Origin of the sequence: Streptomyces sp. NPDC052114, assembly GCF_040680155.1 — a bacterium.
GTDB lineage: Bacteria > Actinomycetota > Actinomycetes > Streptomycetales > Streptomycetaceae > Streptomyces.
The window spans coordinates 235,461-257,871 of sequence record NZ_JBFAWC010000006.1 but is presented as its reverse complement, the minus strand read 5'-3'; the positions used below and the strand labels follow the sequence as shown (position 1 = coordinate 257,871).

Sequence of the window (22,411 nt, the reverse complement as noted above, 5' to 3'; positions counted from 1 at the left end):
CGAACCAAGTTGGCTAGCCCCGCCCGATTTTCCAGTTCTTGCCGAATGAAGCTATTGACTTGTTTTTCACCTCCGGCCTAGCGTTCGGGCGCCACCCCGTCGTTCTCCTGTTCGGGGCCGGCCCCGTACCCCTTGGAGGCCCATCGCCATGCGCTCACTCAGGTCCGCGGCGGCAGCGCTGCTCGTCCTCGCGGCGGCCCTCACCGGCTGCACGCGTGAGGGCGGCCGCATCGACATGGGGCCCACCGGCGGCACCCCCGTCGAGGGCGGCACGGCGACCATGGCCCTGCCGCCGGCCGCGACGCCCAACTGGATCTTCCCGATCGGCGCGCCGGGCTACGGCGGCTCGTACAACTACGGGATCCAGTCGCTGCTGTTCATGCCGGTGTACGACGCCGTGCAGGACAAGGAGAAGGGCGAGCTGACCACGCACGGGCCCAGCACGCTCGGCCTCGCGCCCGAGTACAGCGACGGCAACAAGACCGTGACGATCCCGCTGCGCGACGGCGTCACGTGGTCCGACGGCACGCCGGTCACCGCACGCGACCTGGAGTTCTGGTTCCACCTGGTCAAGGCCAACAAGGCGGACTGGGGCAGCTACTCGGTCGGGACGATGCCGGACAACGTCGAGCGGTTCGAGACGCCGGACGACCACACCGTGCGGCTGCGCCTGACCCGCGCGTACAACCCGGACTGGTTCACCGCCAACCAGCTCACCCTGATGCGGGCGCTGCCCCAGCACGCCTGGGGCGCGAAGACCGACGGCGGGAAGGTCGGCGACTGGGACCGCACCACCGAGGGGGCCAAGGCGGTCTTCGCGCGGCTCACCCGGCATGCCAAGAGCCTCGGCTCGTACGGCTCCGACCCGCTCTGGAAGACCGTCAACGGCCCCTGGAAGCTGGCGGGCTGGCGGGACAACGGCCAGGTGACGATCGTGCCGAACGAGAAGTTCACCGGCCCGGCGTCGGAGCGCCCGCACCTCGACAAGGTGGTCTTCAAGCCGTTCACGACGGCCGACTCCGAGTACAACGTGCTGCGTTCGGGCGGCGTCGACTACGGCTACATCCCGCCGTCGGTGATGGCGCAGAGGGAGAAGTTCGAGGACAAGGGCTACCGCGTCGATCCGTGGGAGGGCTGGGCGGCGACGTACATCGTCTACAACTTCAACTCCACGCACGCGGGTCCCCTGATGAACCAGCTCTACATCCGCCAGGCCATGCAGCACCTCGTCGACCAGAAGGCGATGAGCGACGTCGTCTGGCAGGGCAGCGCCACCCCGACGCTGGGTCCGGTGCCGGTCACCCCGAAGAGCCAGTACCTGTCCAGGGCCATGGAGAAGAACCGCTACCCGTTCGACGTGGCGAAGGCCGAGCGGCTGCTGGCCGACCACGGCTGGCGCACGGACGACGGCACCGCGCGGTGCGTACGACCGGGCACGGGCAAGGACCGGTGCGGCGCGGGGATCGAGAAGAACGACCCGCTCGAACTCACCCTGCTCTCCCAGTCCGGCTCGACCGAGACGACGAACATGATGCAGGAGCTCAAGTCGTCGCTGTCCAAGGCCGGGATCCAACTGACCGTACGGCAGCAGCCGTTGAACTCCGTCCTCGGCAACTCCGTGCCCTGCGGGGCGAAGGACCCCGGCTGCGACTGGGACATGTCCTTCTTCGGGACGGCGGGCAGCTGGTACTACCCGCTCAACCCCAGCGGCGAGCTGCTCTTCTCGACCGGCGCCTCCGCCAACTTCGGCAACTACAGCGACAAGAAGGCCGACCGGATCATCAGGGGCGTGCAGTACTCCCCCGACATGAAGGCCGTGCACGCCTACGGCGAGTACCTCGCCGAGCAGCTGCCGGTGATGTGGATGCCCAACCCGGCGTACCAGGTCTCGGTGATCCGCAACGACCTGCGCGGCGTCACGCAGAACCCGACCGTCACCTTCGCGCCCCAGCACTGGTACTACGTCAAGAAGAAGGGAGCCGCGAAGTGACCGGCTTCTCCGGCTTTCTGGTCAAGCGACTCCTCCAGGCGATCGTCGTCCTCTTCCTGGTGTCGGTCATCGTCTTCGTGCTCCTGCACCTCCTGCCGGGCGGCCCCGCGCGCGCCATCCTCGGCCCGAAGGGCACCCCGCAGCAGATCGAGCACTTCAACCACCAGCAGGGATACGACCGTTCGCTGCCGACGCAGTACGCGATGTATCTGAAGCGGCTGCTCACGGGCGATCTCGGCGAGTCCTTCAAGCTCAACTCGCCGGTGTTCGACCTGCTGAAGCAGCGGCTGCCCAAGACGCTGCTCCTGACGGTCCTGTCCACCGCGCTCGCCGTGGTCATCGCGGTCCCGCTGGGCCTGCTCCAGGCCGTGCGGCGCGGCAAGGCCGCCGACTACGCCCTGACGGGCCTCGCCTTCCTGCTGTACGCGACGCCGGTGTTCTTCCTCGGCCTCATCATGATCATCCTGTTCGCGCAGGTCGTGCCGATCTTCCCGGCGGAGGCACCGCAGGGCGAGTCGATCGGTGAACTCCTCGGCGACTTCACCGGGTTGATCCTGCCGGTGGTCACCATGGCGTTCGGCATCGTCGCGATGTTCAGCCGCTACATGCGCTCGGCGGTCCTCGACAACCTCACCGAGGAGTACGTCCGCACGGCGATGGCCAAGGGCCAGTCGAGCCGCCGGATCATGGTCAGGCACGTCCTGCGCAACGCGCTGATCCCGCTGGCCACGCTCCTCGGCCTGTATCTGCCGACGCTGTTCAGCGGCGCCCTCGTCGTCGAGTCGATGTTCAACTACCCCGGCATGGGGCTGCTGTTCTGGAACGCGGCGCAGGGCTCCGACTTCCCCGTACTGCTCGGCGTGACGCTCGTCGTCGGTGTCGCCACCGTCGTCGGCTCGCTGCTCACCGACATCCTGTACGCCGTCCTCGACCCCCGGATACGGAGCGTGGCATGAGCACCGCCCTCACCCCTGTCGTCGCGCCCGGTCAGGAGGAGGCGGCGCGGGCCACGCCCTCGCTGGCCCGCCGCACCCTGCGGGTCTTCACCGGCAACAAGCTCGCCCTGACGGGCGTGGTGGTCCTGCTGCTCCTGCTGGCGTTCAGCTATCTGGGCCCCCTGGTGTACGACACGGAACAGGTCCACACCGACCTCTCCCGGGCGAACCTCCCGCCGGGCAGCCCCGGTCACCTCCTCGGCACCACCGACCTCGGCTACGACATGATCGGCCGTCTGATGGTCGCGGGGCGGACATCGCTCGAAATCGGCCTGGCGGCGGGCCTGCTGGCCACGCTGTTCGGCACCGTGTACGGCGCGGTCGCCGGCTACTTCGGCGGCTGGGTCGACGCCGCGATGATGCGGATCACCGACGCGGCGCTCGCCATCCCGGCGATGTTCCTGCTCGTGGTGGTCGCCGCGATCATCACGCCCAGCAAGGGCGTCCTCATCCTGATCATCGCGTCGGTGGCCTGGCTGTCGCCCGCCCGTCTGGTGCGCGGCGAGGCACTGTCGCTGCGCAACCGCGAGTACGTGCAGGCCATGCGGATGATGGGCGGCGGTGGCGCGCGGGCGGTCTTCAAGCACATCGTGCCGAACGCCGTCGGCACCGTCATCGTGAACGCGACCTTCCAGGTCGCCGACGCCATCCTCTACGTCAGCTATCTGGCCTTCCTCGGCCTCAGCATCCCGCCGCCGTCGGCCGACTGGGGCTCGATGCTCTCGGCCGGCATCACCTACACGCAGAACGGCTACTGGTGGCTGATCTTCCCGCCGGGCATCGCGATCGTGCTGGTCGTCGCCGCGTTCAACTTCATCGGTGACGGGCTGCGGGACGCGTTCGAAGTACGGCTGCGGAAGTAAGGGAGTACCGCGAAGATGACCGAGCCCCTGCTCACCATCGAAGACCTGCGCGTCGACATCGTCTCGCGCGAGCGCACCGTCCACGCCCTCGACGGCGTGTCCCTGTCGCTGGCGCCCGGCGAGGCCCTGGGCGTCGTCGGGGAGTCCGGCTGCGGCAAGACGATGACGGCGCTGAGCGTCCTCGGCCTGCTGCCGCCCGGCGGTGCCGTCACCGGCGGACGCGTCCTGTTCGACGGCACGGATCTGGCGACCGCCCCCGCGCCCGTCCTCCAGGACGTCCGGGGCAACACCATCGGCATGGTCTTCCAGGACCCGCTGACCTCCCTCAACCCGACGATGACGATCGGCGCGCAGGTGGCGGAGCCGCTGCTCCTGCACCGCCCCGGCATCGGGCGGAAGGAGGCCTGGGCGCGCGCCGAGGAGATGCTGCGCCTGGTCGGCATGCCGCAGCCCGCCGAGCGGATGAAGGCCTATCCGCACCAGCTGTCGGGCGGCATGCGCCAGCGCGTGGCGATCGCCATGGCGCTGGTCTGCGAGCCGAAGCTGCTGATCGCGGACGAGCCGACGACGGCCCTCGACGTGACGACGCAGCACCAGATCCTGGAGCTCGTCGACGAGCTGCGCGCCCGCCTCGGCATGGCGATGATCCTGGTCACGCACGACCTGGGCGTCATCGCCCACCGCGTGGACAAGGTCGCGGTCATGTACGCGGGGAAGGTCGCCGAGGAGTCCGACGTACGCGGCCTCTTCGCGCGCCCGCGCCACCGCTACACCGAGGCGCTGTTCGCCGCGCTGCCCGAGCGGGCCGCCGACCGCGGCACCGAGCTGCACACCATCCCCGGGCTGCCGCCGAATCTCGCGGCGCGCCCCACGGGCTGCCGTTTCGCGCCGCGCTGCTCCTTCGCCACGGACGAGTGCCGCGCCGAGGAGCCGCCGCTGGTGGACGACGCGACGCGGGGCGCGGAGCACCGCTTCGCGTGCTTCCACCCGGTGCCGGAGGAGGCCGCTTCCGAGGACGAGGTCGTGGTCCCGGCGGCCGTGCCCGCCGCCGGGAGCCCCGGTGACGTGCTCCTCGAACTCGACTCCCTGGTCAAGGAGTTCCCCCTCAAGGGCGGACCGTTCTCGCGGAGCCGGGGCACGGTCAGCGCGGTCGGCGGGGTGTCGCTCACCGTTCGCAAGGGCGAGACGTTCGGGATGGTCGGCGAGTCCGGCTGCGGCAAGACCACGCTCGGACGGATCGTCGCGGGCCTGGAGGAGCCGACCGGCGGCGCGGTGCGCTTCGAGGGCGCCGACCCGGCGACGATGTCCCGGGCCGAGCGGCGCGCCCACCGGCGCCGCGTCCAGCTGATGTTCCAGGACTCCACCGCCGCGATGGACCCCCGGATGCGGGTCGGCGAGATCCTGCGCGAGCCGCTGGTCATCCAGGGGGTGGGCAGCCGCGCCGAGCAGGAGGAGCTGGTCGCCGAACTCCTCGACGCGGTCGGTCTGCCGCGCGGCGCCGTGCACCGCTATCCGCACGAGTTCTCCGGCGGACAGCGCCAACGCCTCGGGCTGGCACGGGCGTTGACGCTCTCGCCCGATCTGGTGGTGGCCGACGAGCCGGTGTCCGCGCTCGACGTGTCCGTGCAGGCGCAGATCCTGAACCTGATGCGGGAGCTCCAGCGCGAGCGCGGACTGACCTATCTGTTCATCTCGCACGACCTGGCCGTCGTACGGCACCTGGCGGACACCGTCGGCGTGATGTACCTCGGCAAGCTCGTGGAGTCGGGCCCGGCCGAGCAGGTGTACGCGCATCCGCTGCACCCCTACACGCGCGGGCTCCTGGACACCGTCAACCTGCCCGACCCCGAGGCCGCCTCCGGCGCGGAACGCACACCGCTGGTGGGCGAGACCCCGTCGGCCGCGAAGCCCCCGTCGGGCTGCCGCTTCCGCACCCGCTGCCCCGTCGCGCAGGACGTGTGCGCCACCGCCGAGCCGCCCGTGAGCACGCCGAACGGCGCGGGACACCAGGTGGCCTGCCACTTCCCCCTGGCCGCGCCCGTGCCCGCGCCGGCCGTGTGACGCGGGCGGCGCGACGCCGACGGCGCGAGGCGGGCGGTGTGAGACTGGCGGGGTGAGACCGACACTCGCCGAAGCCCTCGCCCGTCGCCCGGTCGTGCTCGACGGCGGCCTCTCCAACCAGCTGGAGGCCGCCGGGCACGACCTGGGCGACGCCCTGTGGTCCGCGCGGCTGCTCGCCGACGATCCCGCGGCGATCGAGGCCGTGCACCGCACGTACTACGAGGCGGGCGCCGAGGTCGCGATCACCGCGAGCTATCAGGCGACGTACGACGGGTTCGCGCGGCACGGCATCGACGCGCGGCGCACCACCGAACTGCTGCGCCTGAGCGTGGAGCTGGCGCGCCGGGCGGGCGCCGGACCGGAACGCGACACCTGGGTGGCGGCGTCGGCCGGTCCCTATGGCGCGATGCTCGCCGACGGCTCCGAGTACCGGGGGCGGTACGGCCTCACGGTGGACGAGCTGGAGCGCTTCCACCGGCCGCGCCTGGAGACGCTCGCCGGGGCCGGGCCCGACGTCCTCGCCCTGGAGACGGTCCCCGACACCGACGAGGCGCGGGCGCTGCTGCGGGCGGTGCGCGGGCTCGGCGTCCCGGCCTGGCTGTCGTACAGCGTCGCGGGCACGCGCACCCGCGCGGGACAGCCCCTCGCGGAGGCCTTCGCGCTCGCCGCCGACGCGGACGAGGTGATCGCGGTGGGCGTGAACTGCTGCGATCCGCGCGACGCCGACGCGGCGGTGGCGCTGGCCGCGCGGATCACCGGCAAGCCCGTGGTCGTCTACCCCAACAGCGGGGAGCACTGGGACGCCGGGGCGCGCGCGTGGCGCGGACCGACGCGGTACTCGGGCGACCGGGTCGCGCGGTGGCGGGCCGCGGGGGCCCGGCTGATCGGCGGGTGCTGCCGGGTGGGTCCCGCGACCGTCGCCGAGGTCGCGGCGACGCTGGCAAAGGGCGGCCGCCCGAGCCCGGAGACACGGCGCTGACCTGCGATGACGCCGTCTCCAGGGGTGACTGTCAGTGCCGGGGTGCAGACTGGCCGGTACCTGAGACAACGACGTCCCGGAGGTGGCCGCCATGGCCGACATCATCCTGACCGTAGGCACGCGCAAGGGTCTGTTCATCGGCCGCAGGCGAGGGGGTGCATGGGAGTTCGACGACAGTCCGTACTTCAACGCGCAGGCGGTCTACTCCGTAGCGATCGACACCCGCGGCCCCGCCCCGCGCCTCCTCGTCGGCGGCGACAGCGCGCACTGGGGTCCGTCCGTCTTCCACTCCGACGACCTCGGGAAGACCTGGACGGAGCCCGCCAAGGCCGCCGTGAAGTTCCCGAAGGACACCGGGGCGTCGTTGGAGCGGGTGTGGCAGCTGCACCCGGCGGCGGCCGAGCCGGACGTGGTGTACGCGGGCACGGAGCCGGCCGCGCTGTACCGCTCGGAGGACCGCGGCGAGAGCTTCGCGCTCGTCCGCCCGCTGTGGGAGCACCCCACCCGCTCCAAGTGGGTGCCGGGCGGCGGCGGTGAGGGCCTGCACACCGTCCTGACCGACGCCCGCGACGCCCGCGCGGTGACGGTCGCGGTGTCCACGGCGGGGGTGTTCCGCACGCTCGACGGCGGCGCGAGCTGGTCCCCGTCGAACCGGGGCGTCTCGGCGGTGTTCCTGCCGGAGCCGAACCCGGAGTTCGGGCAGTGCGTCCACAAGGTCGCGCGGGACGCGGACGACCCGGACCGGCTGTACCTGCAGAACCACTGGGGCGTGTACCGCAGCGACGACGCGGGCGCGCACTGGACGGACATCGGCGAGGGGCTCCCGTCCACCTTCGGCTTCGCGGCGGTGGCCCACCCGCACCGCGGCGGCACGGCGTACGTCTTCCCCATCACCGCGGACAGCGACCGCGTCCCTGCCGACCGGCGGTGCCGCGTCTACCGCACGGCGGACGCGGGCAAGAGCTGGGAGCCGCTCAGCGCCGGCCTGCCCCAGGAGGACCACTACGGCACGGTGCTGCGGGACGCCCTGTGCAGCGACGACCTGGACCCGGCGGGCCTGTACTTCGGCAATCGCAACGGCGAGGTGTACGCGTCGGCGGACGACGGCGACAGCTGGCGGCAACTCGCCTCGCACCTGCCGGACGTGCTCTGCGTGCGGGCGGCGGCCATCGGTTGATCCGACCGGACGTTGCGGCAGTAGGGTGACGCCGTGGCACCACGACCCTTGCATGAAATCGTCGAACCGGGCTGGGCGAAGGCCCTGGAGCCGGTGGCCGAGCGGATCGCCTCGATGGGGGACTTCCTGCGCGCGGAGATCGCCGCAGGACGCACCTATCTCCCCTCGGGGGCGAACGTCCTGCGCGCCTTCCAGCAGCCCTTCGACGACGTCCGCGTCCTGATCGTCGGCCAGGACCCCTATCCCACGCCCGGCCACGCGGTGGGCCTGTCGTTCTCGGTCGCGCCCGAAGTGCGGCCGCTGCCCGGCAGCCTGATCAACATCTACCGCGAGATGAACAACGACCTGGGCCTGCCCCCGCCGTCGAACGGCGACCTCACGCCGTGGACGCAGCAGGGGGTGCTGCTGCTCAACAGGGCGCTCACCACGGCCCCGCGCAAGCCCGCCGCGCACCGCGGCAAGGGCTGGGAGGAGGTCACCGAGCAGGCCATCAAGGCGCTCGCGGCGCGCGGGAAGCCGCTGGTGTCGATCCTGTGGGGGCGTGACGCGCGCAATCTGCGCCCGCTGCTCGGGCAGTTGCCGTCGGTGGAGTCCTCGCACCCCTCCCCCATGTCGGCGGACCGCGGCTTCTTCGGCTCGCGCCCCTTCAGCCGGGCCAACGACCTGTTGGTCCAGCAGGGCGCGCAGCCGGTGGACTGGCGGCTGCCGTGACGGAGCACGGGGCCGGGGCACACGGGGAGTTCGTGCTCGGCGTCGACTCGGGCGGCTCGGGGCTGCGGGCCGCCCTGCGCGCACCGGGTCGGGCGGGCGCGGCACAGGCACCGCGCCCGCCCGACCCGGTGCGCTCCGCGGAGCCGGTGCGCACCGGCCCGCGCGGCATCGACGCCGACCACTTCATGGCGCAACTGCTGCCCATGACGGATGAGTTGCTGGAGCGGGCGGGCGGCGGGCGGATCACGGCCGTCGCCGTCGGCGCCGCGGGCCTCGCGACCCTCGGCGACGACCTGCGCGCCGCGCTGCCGTCCGCGCTCGGCCGGACCCTGGGCGTACGCCGCCTGGCGCTCGCGGCCGACGCAGTCACCGCCTACGCGGGTGCGCTCGGCGACCGTCCCGGCGCGGTCGTCGCCGCGGGCACCGGCATGATCGCCCTCGGTACGGACCTGACGGCCTGGCACCGCGCGGACGGCTGGGGGCATCTGCTCGGCGACTGCGGCAGTGGGGCCTGGATCGGCCGCGCCGGACTGGAGGCGGCGATGCGGGCGTACGACGGCAGACGCGGCGGTTCGCCTGCCCTGCTCGCCCGCGCGGAGAAGGTGTTCGGCCCCCTGGCGGGACTGCCGGGACAGCTCTATCCGCGCACGGACCGGCCCGCCGTTCTCGCGTCCTTCGCCCCCGAGGTGGCCGGTTGCGCGGCGGAGGACGAGGTGGCCGACGGCATCCTGCGGGACGCGGCCCGGCACATCGCCGAGGCGGCGGCCGCGGTCTGCCCGGACGCCGGGGAGTGCGAAGTGGCGTTCACCGGCGGCCTGTTGAAGCTGGGCGAGCCACTGCTCGCCCCGTTGCGCACGGAACTGGGGGCACAACTGCCGCACGCGCGACGGGTCCAGGCGGCCGGCGACCCGCTGGACGGCGCACTGCGCATAGCGGTCGATCTCGCCATGGACCGGCTGCGACTGCCGCATGACACGCGGATGCTCACCGTACATAAAGAAGGCGACAGTTGACCTCTACGTAACTCATCAGACAAAAGCGGACTTATACCTCCCACCTGCCCCCTCCCCGAACAGCGATGGCCCGCAAGCCAGTAGCATGCGGGCGCATGAGCTCCTCCACAGGGCCCGCATCCGGCCTGCCTGTACGAATGCCGCGCCCCCGTCAGCCGGGCCGGCACCGCCGTCCGGAGCCCGTAGCGGCTCCCGAGGGCGCGCCCGCACTGGTTCTCGCCGTACCGGGCGCCCCCAGCACCACCACGCGCAGCCTCGCCGAGGAGATCGTGAGCATCGCCCGCTCCGAGCTGCCCGGTCTCGACGCCAGAATCGGTTACGTCGACGGTGAGGAGGACGCCACCGTCACGTCCTTCCCCGAGTTCCCCTCGCTGCGGTCCGTGCTCGCGCACGCCGCCGCCCAGCGCACCGCCCGCTTCGAGCAGGCGCGCGCCGCCGGCGCCGAGGTCAGCGAGCCCGAGGGCCCCGTCGCCGTCGTCGTGCCGCTGCTCGCGGGCCCCGACAGCGCGCTGATGCGCCGTATCCGGCAGGCCGTCATGGACAGCCGTGCCCCCGCCGAGCTCACCGACGTCCTCGGCCCGCACCCGCTGCTCGCCGAGGCGCTGCACGTGCGCCTGTCGGAGGCCGGGCTCGCCCGCGCCGACCGCGCCCGCCTGTTCACCGTGGCGACCGCCGCGGACGGCATCGTGCTGGCCACGGTCGGCGGCGAGGAGGCCGTGCAGGCCGCCGGGATCACCGGCATGCTGCTGGCCGCGCGCCTCGCGGTGCCGGTGATGGCCGCCGCGCTCGACCAGGACGGCGCCATCGCGGCGACCGCCGAGCAGCTGCGCGGCTCCGGCTCCTCCCAGCTGGCGCTCGCCCCGTACCTGATCGGTCCGGAGCTGGACGCGGGCCTGCTCGACGCCGCCGCGAAGGAGGCGGGCTGCTCCGTCGCCGAGCCGCTCGGCCCCTACCCGGCGATCGGCAAGCTGGCGCTGTCCAAGTACACGACGACGCTGGGCATCACCCCGCAGCAGGCCTCGGGCACCGCGGTGCACTGAGCCCGCCCCGTCCGTACGCGTGTGGGCCCGCCCCCTGGTCAGGGGGCGGGCCCACACGCGTACAGAGACGTCCGTCAGCCGAAGATCACGCAGGAGGCCGCGGGCACCTCGATCGAGCCCGCCTTCCGCGGGATGCCCGTCTCCGCGTCTAGCGAGAACCAGGTGACGTCGCCGGAGCGTTCGTTGGCCGCGTACAGGCGCCGTCCGGCCGGGTCGACGGCCAGGTCGCGCGGCCAGTGCCCGCCGCACGGCACCGTCGCCGTCAGCCGCGGCGCGTCGCCCGCGTCGTCGAGGGCGAAGACGGAGAGGACGTCGGCGCCGCGCGTGGCGGTCCACAGGAACCGTCCGTCGGGCGCGACGACGACCTCCGAGGGGTAGGCGTCGCCGTCCGGGGCGTCCGCGAGGACCGGCACCTCGCCGAGCGGCTTGAGCGCGCCCTCCTCGGCGTCCCACGCGCAGACGGTGAGGGTGGGGGTCAGCTCGTTCAGGACGTAGGCGCGGTCGCCGCGCGGGTGGAACACCAGGTGGCGCGGGCCGGAGCCGGGGCGCAGCGCGACCTCGCGGTGCAGGGTGAGCGCGCCGTCCGTCAGAGCGCAGACGCGCACGGAGTCCGTGCCGAGGTCGACGCTGACCGCCCAGCGGCCGCTCGGGTCGGCGAGTACCTGGTGGGCGTGCGGGCCCTGCTGGCGCTGGGGGTGGGGGCCGGAGCCGGTGTGCCGCAGCGCGCTCGACGCGGCGGGCGCGAGGGTGCCGTCGGCACGCAGCGGTACGGCGGTGACGCTGCCCGAGCCGTAGTCGGCGGTCAGGACGTGGCCCGCGTGCAGGGCGAGGTGGGTGGGAGCCGAGCCGACCTGGACGGGCGGGGCCGTGAGCTCGGGCGTGCCGCCGGTGGTCCGGAACGCGGCAAGGGCGCCGTCGGACGTCTCGCTGACCACGTAGAGGGTGTCGCCCGTGGGCGAGAGCGCGAGGTAGGACGGGTCGGGGACCTCGTCCGTGGCGCCGAGGACGGTCAGCGCGCCGGTGTCGGCGTCGACGGACGCGGTGAGGACACCGGGTCCCCCGGCCGCCGTGAAGGATCCGATGTACGCCCGTCCGGCGTTCCCGACGACCACTGTTTGTCCCCTCTCGACCGGGGCGCCGCATGCGTGGCGCCGCTCGTGCGGCCGACGCTAGCAGTCGGTCTAGACCAACAGTTCGCCGGTGCACGCGCGGACCGCTCCGGCGCGAGGGCCCTGGCCGGCCGCGCGGCCGGGGCGGGTGTTCATGGGGCGGGGCGCCGGTTCACGGCCGGGCGTCCGGTCGATCGCGGTGCGCAGGCGGTGCAGTCCGCGACGGCTGTGGCTCTTGACGGTGCCCAGCGGCATCCCGGTCAGTTCGGCGATCTGCACCTGGGTGAGGTCGCCGTAGAAGGTCATGCACAGCACTTCGCGCTGGTGGCGCGGGAGCCGGGACAGCGCGTCGACCATGAGCAGCCGGTCCAGGACGCCGTCCGGCGACGGCGCCTCCGGGGCCGTCCCGGGTTCCGCGTGGGCGACGGAGTCGACGAGCGCCAGCCGCCTGGTGCGCGCGGCGAGCGCGTCGACGATCTTCCGCCGCGTGATGCCCACGATCCACGCCCCGAGCGGGCCCCGCTCGGGGTGGTAGCCGGCCCGGCCGCGCCAGGCGCCCAGGAAGACCTGCTGCGTCACGTCCTCGGCCTCGTGCGTGTCGCCGAGCGAGCGGGTGGCCATGGCGTGCACCAGCGTTCCCCAGCGGTCGTAGATCGCGGCGAACGCACGCGGATCGGCGGCGCGCAGGCCGCGCGCCAGTTCGTCCTCCCGGCCCGACGACGCGTCGGCCGGTGCGGCGAGGACGGTGGAGCCGTCGGTGGTGTGCATGACCGTTTCCTCCTGTCGTGCGCCCTGTGCGGCAACGAAGCCGGTGCCGTGGCCGCGCCGGTCACCGGGGTGGGCCGGTGGCGGCCGTGCGCAGTGCTCCCAGTCTTGCGACGCACAAACGACGCAAGCAACATGCGTCGTTTGTGCGTCGTAAGATGCCCGCATGAGTGGGGTCGAGCGCGACGGCGAGGACACGGACGGCGGTGCCCCGGAGGCCGGTGGGGCGCTGACGACGGGCGAGGTGGCGCGGCGCCTGGGCGTGGCACCCACCACGGTCCGCACCTGGGACCGCCGCTACGGCCTCGGGCCCTCCGCGCACACCGGCGGCAGGCACCGCCGCTGGACGCCCGCCGACATGGCCCGCCTGGAGCGCATGTGCGCCCTGACGGCGACCGGGCTGCCGCCCGCCGAGGCCGCGCGCCTGGCCCTCGACGACGCACGCCCGGACCCGGTCCCCGCCGCCGGGGACGGCGCCGCCCCGCCGGTGACGCGGCCGGTCCGGCGCCGGACCAGGGCCGGGAGCGGCCTCCGTCTCGGCGACGTACGCCAGGAGTGCAAGGGGATCGCGTACGCCGCGCTGCGCCTCGACGCACCCGCCCTGGAGAAGCTGCTGCGGACGGCGATCGCCGAGCACGGCCTGGTCACCGCGTGGACGCAGGTGATCATGCCGACCCTCCAGGCGGTCGGCCGCAAGTGGGAGAGCTCGGGCGAGAAGTACGTGGAGGTCGAGCACTTCCTGTCCTGGCACGTCTCCGGGGCGCTTCGGCGCAGCGCGCCGCACGAGGTCGCCGACCGGCCGGGCGCCGGCACGGTGCTCGCCTGCGTGCCGGGCGAGAACCACACGCTGCCCCTCGAAGCGCTGGCCGCCGCGCTCGGCGCGCGGGACATCCCCGTGCACATGTTCGGCGCCGCGCTCCCCGTCGAGTCGCTCATCGTCGCGGTCCGCAGGACGGGGCCCGCGGTCGTGGGGCTGTGGGCGCAGTCCCGCACCACGGCGAGCCGGCCCCTGGCGCAGCACGTGGCGGCGCTGGAGTGGGGGGTGCGGGGCGCCCGCCGACGGCCGGTCGTGCTGACGCTCGGGCCGGGCTGGACCGGCCAGGACGTGCCCGGCCTGCGCCGCCCTTCCGGACTGGCGGAGGCGGTCGCGGCGGTGGAGTCCGTCGTGGCGGCGTGACACCGGGCCGCACGGCACGGGTCGGCTCCGGCAGGAACACAGGTGGGAACACGCCGCATCCATCGGCGGCCCTCGTCCCGAAGAGAGGGTGGGCAAGGAGGCACCCTCAGTCCCACCAGCCCCCAGGGAACAAGGACAGGTGAACCGGTGGACCAAGGACGGACGCCGCCCGCCGCGCTGTCCGGCATCGTCGTCCTCGGCGGCGGCGCGGCCGGTCTCAGCCTCGCCCACCGCCTGACGCGGGCCGGTGTCCCCGACGTCACCGTGGTGGAGCCGCCCGACGGTCCCCCGCGTCCGCCCGAGCGCACCTGGTGCTTCTGGGACCGGGGCAGCGGCGACTACGACGAGGCGGTCACCGCGTCCTGGTCCCGGCTGCGCGTCCACGGCGCGGACGGCGAAGCGCTCACCGTCGACCCGAGCCCGCTGCGCTACCGCATGCTGCGCTCCGGCTCGTTCGAACGGCTCGTGCACGACCGGCTGACCCGGTCGCCCGGCGGCCGCGTGCTGCGCGCGACGGCGGGAGCGGTGCGCGACGTGCGCGGCGGCGCGGAGGTCGAGTGCACGGCACCGGACGGCAGCGGTCTGACGCTGCGCGCCCGCCAGGTGTTCGACTCACGTCCGCTGTCCGCCCCGCCACCGGCCAGGACGCTGCTGCACCAGCACTTCCGGGGCTGGTTCGTGCGCACCGAGGCCGACCGGTTCGATCCCTCGGTGGCCGATCTGATGGACTTCCGGGTGCCGCAGCCCCGCCAGGGCCTCGCCTTCGGGTACGTCCTCCCGCTGGCGCCCGACCGCGCGCTGGTCGAGTACACCGAGTTCTCCCGCACTCCGCTGACGACGGCGGCGTACGAGAGCGCGCTGGACTACTACACCCGCGACGTCCTGGGGCTCGGCGCGTTCGCCGTGGAGGCCGCCGAGCAGGGCGTCATCCCCATGACCGACGGGCGGTTCGCCGGACGGGTCGGGGACGCCGTCTTCCGCATCGGCACCGCGGGCGGGGCGACCCGTCCCTCGACGGGCTACACCTTCGCCGCCGTGCAGCGCCACAGCGGCGCCATCACCGACGCGCTGAACCGCGGGGACGCGACCGTGCCCGCCCCGCACGGGCGACGGGCCCTGGCCATGGACGCGGTGCTGCTGCGGGCCCTGGACACCGGGCGGATCAAGGGCCCCGACTTCTTCACCCGGCTGTTCCGCCGCGTCCCCGCGGAACGGCTGCTGCGCTTCCTCGACGGAGACACCTCCGCCTGGGAGGAGTTCGGCATCGGACTGCGCACACCCGTCGGCCCCATGCTCCTGACCGCCCTCGAACTGCCCTTCCTGCCCCGCCGCCCCGCACCACAGACCGGAAAGAGCCACCGATGACCCTCCTGCGCGACCACGAACTGGCCCGCGCCTTCGACCACGCCGCGCGCACGTACGACCTCCTGACGGGCCTCAACCCCGGCTACCGCACGGACCTGTACCGCTCCGCGCGCCGGCTGCGGCTGCCCGACGACGGGGCCGGCCTGCACGTGCTCGACCTGGGGTGCGGCACCGGTGCCTCCACACGCGCCCTGCTGCGCGCCGCCCCCCGGGCCTGGATCACCGCCGTCGACGCGTCCGCCGGCATGCTGCGGCGCGCCCTGGACAAGCCGTGGCCCGCGCGCGTGCGCTTCCTGCACCTGACGGCCGAGGAAGTGGCGGCGGCCGAATCGGGCCCCTTCGACGCGGTGTTCGCCGCCTATCTGTTCCGCAACGTCGCCGACCCGGACCGGGTCCTTGCGACGGTCCGCTCGCTGCTGCGGCCGGGCGGGCGGCTCGCCGTCCACGAGTACAGCCTGAGCGGCTCGGCCGTGCACCGCGCGCTGTGGACCGCCGTGTGCCAGGGAGTGATCATCCCGGCGGGCACGCTCGGCGGGGACCGGGCGCTGTACCAGCACCTGTGGCGCAGCGTCCTCGACTTCGACACGGCGCCCGCCTTCGCGGACCGCCTGGCGTGCGGGGGCTTCGCGGGCGTGCGCACGGTCCCCCTCGCCGGGTGGCAGACGGGACTGGCCCACACCTTCCTCGCCCGGAGCGACGCACCCGCCGACCGCTCCCCCGCGCTCGGCTTCCCGGTCGACGGCATGTCCGTCAACGGCGCCTCCGTCAATGGTTCGGCCGTCAACGGCTTCCCCTACGGCACGTCCTCCGGCACGACGGACTCCGGCCGGTGAGCGCCGCGCGCCACGGGGCGCGGCGGGGCCGCGACCGCAGGGCCGAGGTGCTGTTCCCCGCGCCCGGCCGGGACCGGTTCGAGGCGGGCAGGGCGCCGTCCGTGGCCGTGGTCGGCGGCGGGATCGCCGGTCTCGCCGCGGCCACCGGGCTGGCCGAGCGCGGCGCCCGGGTGACCCTCTACGAACGCCAGGAGTCACTCGGCGGGCGCCTGGCCGGTCACCGTACGCGGCTGGCCGACGGCTCTTCCGCGACGATGAGCCGGGGCTTCCACGCCTTCTTCCGCCAGTACTACAACCTGCGCGGCCTGCTGCGGCGCACCGACCCCGCCCTCGACCGCCTGGTGCCCCTGCCCGACTACCCCTTGCGGCACGTCAGCGGGCTGGCCGACAGCTTCGCGCGGGTGCCGCGGACACCGCCGTTCAGCGCGCTCGGCTTCGTCGCCCTGAGCCCCACCTTCGGCTGGCGCGACCTCGCCGCCATGGACCCCCGGGCGGCGCTGCCGCTCCTGGACGTCCGCGTACCCGACGTGTACGAGCGCTTCGACACGATGAGCGCCTCGGCCTTCCTGCATCGCGTCCGTTTCCCGGAGGCCGCTCACCACCTCGCGTTCGAGGTGTTCTCCCGCAGCTTCTTCGCCGACCCGCGGGAACTGTCCGCCGCGGAGCTGCTGCTCATGTTCCACATCTACTTCCTCGGCTCGTCCGAAGGGCTGCTCTTCGACGTGCCCAACGCCCCCTTCCCGCAGGCCCTTTGGGAGCCGCTCGGCGACTACCTCCAAGGCCTCGGCACGGTGGTGCGCGGCGGCACGCCCGTCCACGAGGTGCGTCCGCGCGACGCCGGGGGCGTGTCGGTGCGCACCGACACCGCCGACGACCGGCACGACGCGGTCGTCCTCGCACTCGACCCGGGCGCGCTGCGCCGCCTCGTCGAGTCGTCCCCGGACCTGGGCACCGCCACCTGGCGCGAGGACGTCGCGGCCCTGCGGACGGCGCCGCCGTTCCTCGTCTCGCGCCTGTGGCTCGACCGGCCGGTGCGGGCCGACCGCCCCGGCTTCCTCGGCACCAGCGGATACGACGGCCTGGACAACGTCAGCGTCCTGGACCGCTACGAGGACGAGGCCGCGCGCTGGGCGTCCCGGCACGGCGGCTCGGTGGTCGAACTGCACGCCTACGCCGTCGCCCCCGGCACCGAGCCGGAGAAGGTGCGCCGCACCCTCGTCGACCGGCTGCACCAGGTCTACCCGGAGACACGCGGGGCGCGTGTCGTCGACGCCCGGCACGAATGGCGCTCGGACTGCCCGCTCTTCCCGGTCGGCTCCCACCGGCGGCGCCCCACCGTGCGGACACCTCACCGACGGGTGGTCCTCGCGGGCGACGCGATCCGCTGCGACCTGCCGGTCGCCCTCATGGAACGCGCCGCCACCACCGGTTTCCTGGCCGCCAACGCCCTCCTCGGTGTCTGGGGCGTACGCGGCCAGGTGCTGTGGACGGTCCCCCGCTCGGGCCGGTCCGCCGTGCTGCGGGCGGTGAACGCCCTGGCGGGGCGCCCCGCGAACGCCTAGCGGGACCGGGCGGGTTCAGCCGGGGAAGCGCCCGGTGCTCCGCAACTGCCAGCGGCGCTCGGCGTACGCGAGGTCGTCGCGCCACAGGCGCCCGGCCGCGTGCCGGATCAGCGGGCGCAGCGCCCCGGCCGTGGCGCGCGCCAGCGCGAAGCCGCGCCGGTGCGAGGTGGCGAGGACCGCCTCGACGACGGCGGTTCTCGGCGCCGCGTCCGTGACTCCCGTCAGGGGCGTGGCGTGCGTCTCCACCACGGACGTCGCCCCTTCGCCGTCGGTGATGCGCATCAGGACCGTGCGGGGTTCGGGCGCGGTGAACTCGGCCCGGACCGGGACGACCAGGCGTCCGGCGACCCGGAAGGAGACGTCGACGACGAAGGCGTCGTCGTCCTCCTCCCCCTGCGGCTCGCGCACCACGGTCAGATCGACGAACGAGTACGGGTGGAACCACGAACCGTGCCAGGGGTCGAGGCGGTTGGCGACGATGTCCTGCGGCTCGCACCGCCCGACCGCGGTGAACACGGCGTCCACCGCGCCCTCCGTGTCCGGCCGCGCCGGGACCACGGGACGCTCGGTCGGTGCCTCGCCGCCGACCGCGTCGAGCCGCAGCCAGACCAGCACCCCGTCGTCGTGCACGGGATAGGGCTCCCAGCCGGCGAACGGGGCCGTGCCGCTGAGGGTCAGTCCGTGCCAGTGGCACACCAGGGTGCCGCACACCACGCGGCTGTCGCGCAGCGGTGCGCCCAGGTGGGGGCAGGCTCCCGGTCCCGCCCTCAGCTCACCCGTGTCCGCACGCCACAGGACCACCTCGGCGCCGCCCACCGTACGGCCGAACGGGCCTTCCTGGGCGCCCAGTCCACGGGACGAGCCGATCACGAACCAGTTGCCGGACGGGCGCGCGGACGCCCGCTTGAGCGCGTCGTCGATCAGTGCGGGGCGCGCCTGGCGCCACGTCGGTTCCTGGGCCGCCCAGGCGGGCCCGCGACGCCTGCGCAGAGGCGGGGTCCAGCCGGTGTCGTCCGCTGCGTCGGTCATTGTCCTTGTGCCTTCCAGCCGAGTGCCGCGCCGTGTTCCGTGGGGGCCGGGGGCAGGCCGCGCCCGCGCCACCGGACGTGGCACACCCGCACCGCCCCCGCCGCGGCGACAGCCGCGCGCCGCCGCCGGGAGACGATCGCGCGCCGGTGCAGCACGGCGTAGTCCTGCTCCGCGATCGCGTCGAGAATGCCGCTGTACAGGGTGAACGCCGTGCGGATGCAGGGCCGTACCCGCGGGTCGAGCAGGTCGATGCCCTGCTCGGCCGTCCGGTAGACGTCCCGGGTCAGGGCGTCGGCGGCGGCGAACGCCGCGCGGATCCGCGGATCGCGGCGCCCGGTGCGGCGGCTCCACTCCAGCAGGGGCCGGTCCACGCCGTGCGCGGCGAGCAGGTCCGCGGGGAGGTAGACGCGGCCCCGGTCGAGGTCCTCGCCCACGTCCCGCAGGAAGTTGGTGAGCTGGAAGGCGACCCCGAGGGCCGCCGCGTGCGGCTCGGCCTGCGCGCGCGGGACGACCGTGCCGAGGACCGGCAGCATCTGGAGTCCGATCACCGCGGCCGAGCCGTGCATGTAGGCGCGCAGGTCGGCGTAGGTCGGATAGTCGGTCACCGTGAGGTCGGCGCGCATCGAGGCGAGGAAGTCGGCGAACAGCACGGGCTCGATGGCGTAGCGGTCGGCGGTGTCGGCCACCGCGCGGACGACCGGTTCGTCCCCGTCCGCCGTGCGCAGCCCGCGCGCCAGGTCGCTTTCGAGGCGGCGCAGCTGCCGGTCGCGTTCGGCGGGTGTCTCGCGGCGGTCGAGGTCGTCGACGATGTCGTCCGCCCAGCGCGCGAAGCCGTACAGCGCGTGCACGGCCGAGCGGCGTTCCAGCGGCAGCAGCCGGGTGGCCAGGAAGTAGGTCCTGCCGTGGCGGGCGTTGAGGCGACGACAGCGGGTGTAGTCGGCGCGCAGCCCGGGATCGGTGATCGCGGCGGCGTCCAGTTCACGACGGGTCATCGGCACCTGCCGGGTTCGGGGCGGGGGCGACAGCGGCGGAGGGGGCGCGGCGCCGGGTGCCGGGGGTGGTCCCGGTGACGCGGGCGGCGGCGAGTTTGCCGCTGATGAGGACGGTCGGTACGCCGACTCCGGGGGTGGTCCCGCAGCCGGCGAGGACGACGTTGTCCACGCCGCGCAGGACGTTGCGCGGCCGGAAGGGCCCGGTCTGGGCGAAGGTGTGGGAGACGGAGAAGGGGCTGCCCGCCGCATGGCCCTGGGCGGCCCAGTCGAGCGGGGTGACCAGGTGCTCGGCGCGGATGCTGTCCCCGAATCCGTCGAGGCCCCGGCGCTCCAGCTCGGCGACCAGGGTGTCCCGGTAGCGCGGGCCCAGCTCGCTCCAGGCGGTCGCCGGGGGGCCGATGGCGGTGTTGGGGCAGGGGGCCAGGACGTAGTGGACGTGGTGGCCCGGTGGGGCGAGCGCGGGGTCGTGGGCCGTCGGGCGGGTGATCAGCAGGGACGGGTCGCTCATCAGGGCCCCGGTGCGGGTGAGTTCGTCGAAGGTGCGCTCCCAGGCCCCGCCGAAGGACAGCGTGTGGTGGGCGAGGCCGGGCCAGGTGCGGTCGGTGCCCACGTGCAGGACCACGGCGGACGGCGAGTGCCGCAGGGGCACCGGGCGGCGCGGTGTCCGCTCCAGGAGCCGGTGGGCGGTGGACAGTTCACAGGTCAGCACGGCGGCGTCGCAGCTGATCCGCTCCCCCGAGGTCAGGCGCACGGCCCGGACCCGGCCCGCCGACCGCTCCAGCGAGCTCACCTCGGTCGACCACCGCAGCTCGGCGCCGGCGTCGGCCGCGGCGTCGGCCATGGCCCGGGGCAGCGCGTGCATGCCGCCCTTGGGGAACCACACACCGGCGACGGTGTCCATGTACGCGATCACGGCGTAGGCCGCGAGGGCCCGTGCCGGGGCGACTCCGGCGTACAGGGCCTGGAAGGAGAAGACCCGCCGCAGCCGGTCGTCCGAGAGGAAGCGGCCGATGCGGCCGTCCAGCCGGCCGAAGCCGCCGAGCGCGGCCAGGCGCGCCAGGTCCGGGTGCAGGAGCTGGAGCGGCGAGTCGAAGTTCGTGTCGATGAAGCGCTTCATCTGCGCCTGGTAGAGGCGGGTGAGCCAGTCCCGCAGGCGCCGGTAGCCCGCCGCATCGGCCGGTCCGGCGAAGCGCCGCACCTCCGCCTCCATCGCGTCCGCGTCGGTGTGCACGTCGAGGGAGGTGCCGTCCGCGAAGCGGGCGCGGTAGGCGGGGTGAAGGGGGGTCAGGTCGACGCGGCGGGCGAGGCTGTCGCCGACGGCCGCGAAGGCCTCGTCGGCGAGGTGCGGCATCGTCAGCACGGTGGGGCCGGTGTCCATCCGGTACCCGTCGAGGTCGAGGCGCCCGGCCCGGCCGCCCGGTCCGGCGTCGCGTTCGACGAGCGTCACCCGGCGTCCCGCGCCCAGCAGATGGAGCGCGCAGGCGAGGCCGGAGAGCCCGGCGCCCACGACGACCACGTGGTCGGTGCGGCCCGGCACGGTCCTCATCCGAGTCCCTCCAGACGGTGCGGTGCCACACCCGACGCGCGGGCGACCAGGGCGGCGAACTCCTGTCGTACGCCGGGGTCCGCGCCGGTGCGCGCGAAGTGCCGCACGCCGTCGACCGCCAGGTCGGTGATCCTCGACTCGACCAGGGCCCGCGCCCCGGTCCGCTCCAGCGCCGCCCGCATCCGCTCCTCGGCGGCGGGCGACACGGGGACCGCGTCGGGGAGGAGCGCGGCGACGGACTCCTCGTCGCCGTCGGACTCGGCGAGCCGGACGGCGACGGCCAGCAGGTAGGTGAGTTTGCGCGACCGCAGGTCGTCGCCGACCGGTTTGCCGGTGAGCGCCGGATCGCCGAACGCGCCGAGCAGGTCGTCGTGGAGCTGGAAGGCGAGCCCCACGCACCGCCCGGCGGAGCTCAGCGCGCCCATGGTGTGCTCGTCGGCGCCGGTGAGGGCCGCGCCCAGGGCCAGCGGGCGCTCGACCGTGTACAGGGCGCTCTTGAGCGTGGCGATGGTGAGCGCCTCGTCGACGCCGGACGCGCCGGTGGCTTGCGCGTGGAGGTCGCGGTATTGCCCGGCGACCATCTCGTTGCGCATCGCGGCCCATTCGCGGTGCAGGCGGGCGCCGTACGGCGAGCCGAGCGCCGTCTCCGTCAGGAGGTCGTCCGCCCACACCAGCGCCAGGTCACCGGCGAGCACCGCGACGGACGTGCCGAACGAGCGCGCCGAGCCGGTCATGTGCGCGTCGCGGTGCAGCCGCGCCAGCTCCACGTGCATCGCCGACGCGCCCCTGCGCAGCGGCGATCCGTCCATCACGTCGTCGTGCACGAGGGCGCACGCCTGGACGAGTTCGAGCGCCGCGCCGGTCCGCAGCAGCGCCGTGGCGTCGCCCGAGCCGCCCGCGGCCCGCCAGCCGCACCAGGCGAAGGCGGTGCGAAGGCGCTTGCCGCCGCGCTCGGCGAACGCGGCGAGGCGGGCGGCCACGTCGCGTGCGAAGACCGGGTCCAGGGCGTACGCCCGGGAGAGCCGCAGTTCGAGGACGTGGCCCAGGACGTGCTCCACGGACGTGGCGGCGCCGCGGGCGGTGAGCGGATCGCCCCGGAGTCCCGCCGGTTCGGCCGGTGTCGGCCTGAGTCCAAGCATGTGCAACCCTTCCTCGCGCTCGGTCGCCTGCACACCTCTCCTTCCGCCGGGTGCGCCCGCGCGGA

General features: G+C 74.2%; 19 protein-coding genes. 13 read left to right on the top strand and 6 right to left on the bottom strand.

Annotated features, from left to right (window positions below):
• Positions 1-148: 148 nt before the first annotated feature.
• From AB0L89_RS15810 to AB0L89_RS15770, 9 genes are all read left to right on the top strand, one after another.
• Positions 149-1,990: a peptide ABC transporter substrate-binding protein gene (locus tag AB0L89_RS15810; protein ID WP_365140522.1), complete on the top strand. Its 1,842-nt coding sequence runs from the start codon at positions 149-151 to the stop codon at positions 1,988-1,990.
• The gene (locus tag AB0L89_RS15805; RefSeq protein ID WP_365140519.1) at positions 1,987-2,946 is read left to right on the top strand and encodes an ABC transporter permease; all 960 of its coding nucleotides are present in this window, start codon (positions 1,987-1,989) and stop codon (positions 2,944-2,946) included. The genes AB0L89_RS15810 and AB0L89_RS15805 overlap by 4 nt, the downstream gene beginning before the upstream one ends.
• Complete coding sequence (locus AB0L89_RS15800) at positions 2,943-3,848, top strand: ABC transporter permease (RefSeq protein ID WP_365140516.1); 906 nt, start codon at positions 2,943-2,945, stop codon at positions 3,846-3,848. Before AB0L89_RS15805 ends, AB0L89_RS15800 begins: the two co-directional genes overlap by 4 nt.
• 15 nt (positions 3,849-3,863) lie before the next feature.
• Complete coding sequence (locus AB0L89_RS15795) at positions 3,864-5,909, top strand: ABC transporter ATP-binding protein (RefSeq protein WP_365140514.1); 2,046 nt, start codon at positions 3,864-3,866, stop codon at positions 5,907-5,909.
• A 52-nt stretch (positions 5,910-5,961) separates the two neighbouring features.
• On the top strand, positions 5,962-6,888 hold the full coding sequence (mmuM, locus tag AB0L89_RS15790) for a homocysteine S-methyltransferase (protein WP_365140511.1): 927 nt from the start codon (positions 5,962-5,964) through the stop codon (positions 6,886-6,888).
• 91 nt (positions 6,889-6,979) lie between these two features.
• Complete coding sequence (locus AB0L89_RS15785) at positions 6,980-8,065, top strand: exo-alpha-sialidase (RefSeq protein WP_365140508.1); 1,086 nt, start codon at positions 6,980-6,982, stop codon at positions 8,063-8,065.
• A 33-nt stretch (positions 8,066-8,098) separates the two neighbouring features.
• Positions 8,099-8,776 (top strand): uracil-DNA glycosylase, encoded by a 678-nt coding sequence (locus tag AB0L89_RS15780; protein WP_365140506.1) that lies wholly within the window; start codon positions 8,099-8,101, stop codon positions 8,774-8,776.
• A complete protein-coding gene (locus AB0L89_RS15775) occupies positions 8,773-9,789 on the top strand; it encodes a BadF/BadG/BcrA/BcrD ATPase family protein (RefSeq protein ID WP_365140503.1) in 1,017 nt (338 codons plus the stop codon). Before AB0L89_RS15780 ends, AB0L89_RS15775 begins: the two co-directional genes overlap by 4 nt.
• Before the next feature lie 95 nt (positions 9,790-9,884).
• Complete coding sequence (locus AB0L89_RS15770; protein WP_365140500.1) at positions 9,885-10,829, top strand: hypothetical protein; 945 nt, start codon at positions 9,885-9,887, stop codon at positions 10,827-10,829.
• 74 nt (positions 10,830-10,903) lie between these two features.
• On the opposite strand, the gene AB0L89_RS15765 is transcribed toward AB0L89_RS15770, so the two are convergent.
• Both AB0L89_RS15765 and AB0L89_RS15760 read right to left on the bottom strand, forming a co-directional pair.
• Positions 10,904-11,941, bottom strand: a complete 1,038-nt coding sequence (locus tag AB0L89_RS15765; RefSeq protein WP_365140497.1) for a lactonase family protein — start codon at positions 11,939-11,941, stop codon at positions 10,904-10,906.
• Between the two features lie 69 nt (positions 11,942-12,010).
• Positions 12,011-12,706, bottom strand: a complete 696-nt coding sequence (locus tag AB0L89_RS15760; RefSeq protein ID WP_365140494.1) for a sigma-70 family RNA polymerase sigma factor — start codon at positions 12,704-12,706, stop codon at positions 12,011-12,013.
• Positions 12,707-12,869: 163 nt separating this feature from the next.
• On the opposite strand from AB0L89_RS15760, the gene AB0L89_RS15755 reads away from it, so the two are divergent.
• From AB0L89_RS15755 to AB0L89_RS15740, 4 genes are all read left to right on the top strand, one after another.
• Entirely contained in the window at positions 12,870-13,880 is a 1,011-nt protein-coding gene (locus AB0L89_RS15755) for a MerR family transcriptional regulator (RefSeq protein WP_365140491.1), read from the top strand.
• Between the two features lie 147 nt (positions 13,881-14,027).
• Positions 14,028-15,245, top strand: coding sequence for a lycopene cyclase family protein (locus tag AB0L89_RS15750; protein ID WP_365140488.1), 1,218 nt, complete (start codon positions 14,028-14,030; stop codon positions 15,243-15,245).
• The gene (locus tag AB0L89_RS15745; protein WP_365140485.1) at positions 15,242-16,078 is read left to right on the top strand and encodes a methyltransferase domain-containing protein; all 837 of its coding nucleotides are present in this window, start codon (positions 15,242-15,244) and stop codon (positions 16,076-16,078) included. The genes AB0L89_RS15750 and AB0L89_RS15745 overlap by 4 nt, the downstream gene beginning before the upstream one ends.
• Positions 16,075-17,640 carry an FAD-dependent oxidoreductase gene (locus AB0L89_RS15740; protein WP_365140482.1) on the top strand — a complete coding sequence of 522 codons (1,566 nt, stop codon included), beginning with the start codon at positions 16,075-16,077 and terminating at the stop codon, positions 17,638-17,640. The genes AB0L89_RS15745 and AB0L89_RS15740 overlap by 4 nt, the downstream gene beginning before the upstream one ends.
• A 15-nt stretch (positions 17,641-17,655) precedes the next feature.
• Here the strand turns inward: AB0L89_RS15740 and AB0L89_RS15735 are convergent, their stop codons facing one another.
• Genes AB0L89_RS15735 through AB0L89_RS15720 form a run of 4 tightly spaced genes read right to left on the bottom strand, consistent with a single transcriptional unit; the run spans position 17,656 to position 22,346 of the window.
• Complete coding sequence (locus AB0L89_RS15735) at positions 17,656-18,669, bottom strand: DUF5914 domain-containing protein (RefSeq protein ID WP_365140479.1); 1,014 nt, start codon at positions 18,667-18,669, stop codon at positions 17,656-17,658.
• Entirely contained in the window at positions 18,666-19,661 is a 996-nt protein-coding gene (locus AB0L89_RS15730) for a phytoene/squalene synthase family protein (RefSeq protein WP_365140476.1), read from the bottom strand. Before AB0L89_RS15730 ends, AB0L89_RS15735 begins: the two co-directional genes overlap by 4 nt.
• The gene (crtI, locus tag AB0L89_RS15725) at positions 19,648-21,207 is read right to left on the bottom strand and encodes a phytoene desaturase family protein (RefSeq protein ID WP_365140473.1); all 1,560 of its coding nucleotides are present in this window, start codon (positions 21,205-21,207) and stop codon (positions 19,648-19,650) included. Before crtI ends, AB0L89_RS15730 begins: the two co-directional genes overlap by 14 nt.
• Positions 21,204-22,346 (bottom strand): polyprenyl synthetase family protein, encoded by a 1,143-nt coding sequence (locus AB0L89_RS15720; RefSeq protein ID WP_365140470.1) that lies wholly within the window; start codon positions 22,344-22,346, stop codon positions 21,204-21,206. Before AB0L89_RS15720 ends, crtI begins: the two co-directional genes overlap by 4 nt.
• Between the last annotated feature and the right edge of the window lie 65 nt (positions 22,347-22,411).

Coding starts and splice junctions, on each gene's coding strand:
- AB0L89_RS15755 (WP_365140491.1), top strand. CDS start 12,870: ATGAGTGGGGTCGAGCGCGACGGCGAGGACACGGACGGCGGTGCCCCG.
- AB0L89_RS15810 (WP_365140522.1), top strand. CDS start 149: ATGCGCTCACTCAGGTCCGCGGCGGCAGCGCTGCTCGTCCTCGCGGCG.
- AB0L89_RS15745 (WP_365140485.1), top strand. CDS start 15,242: ATGACCCTCCTGCGCGACCACGAACTGGCCCGCGCCTTCGACCACGCC.
- AB0L89_RS15735 (WP_365140479.1), bottom strand. CDS start 18,669: ATGACCGACGCAGCGGACGACACCGGCTGGACCCCGCCTCTGCGCAGG.
- AB0L89_RS15720 (WP_365140470.1), bottom strand. CDS start 22,346: ATGCTTGGACTCAGGCCGACACCGGCCGAACCGGCGGGACTCCGGGGC.
- crtI (WP_365140473.1), bottom strand. CDS start 21,207: ATGAGGACCGTGCCGGGCCGCACCGACCACGTGGTCGTCGTGGGCGCC.
- AB0L89_RS15760 (WP_365140494.1), bottom strand. CDS start 12,706: ATGCACACCACCGACGGCTCCACCGTCCTCGCCGCACCGGCCGACGCG.
- AB0L89_RS15785 (WP_365140508.1), top strand. CDS start 6,980: ATGGCCGACATCATCCTGACCGTAGGCACGCGCAAGGGTCTGTTCATC.
- AB0L89_RS15795 (WP_365140514.1), top strand. CDS start 3,864: ATGACCGAGCCCCTGCTCACCATCGAAGACCTGCGCGTCGACATCGTC.
- AB0L89_RS15730 (WP_365140476.1), bottom strand. CDS start 19,661: ATGACCCGTCGTGAACTGGACGCCGCCGCGATCACCGATCCCGGGCTG.
- AB0L89_RS15800 (WP_365140516.1), top strand. CDS start 2,943: ATGAGCACCGCCCTCACCCCTGTCGTCGCGCCCGGTCAGGAGGAGGCG.
- AB0L89_RS15770 (WP_365140500.1), top strand. CDS start 9,885: ATGAGCTCCTCCACAGGGCCCGCATCCGGCCTGCCTGTACGAATGCCG.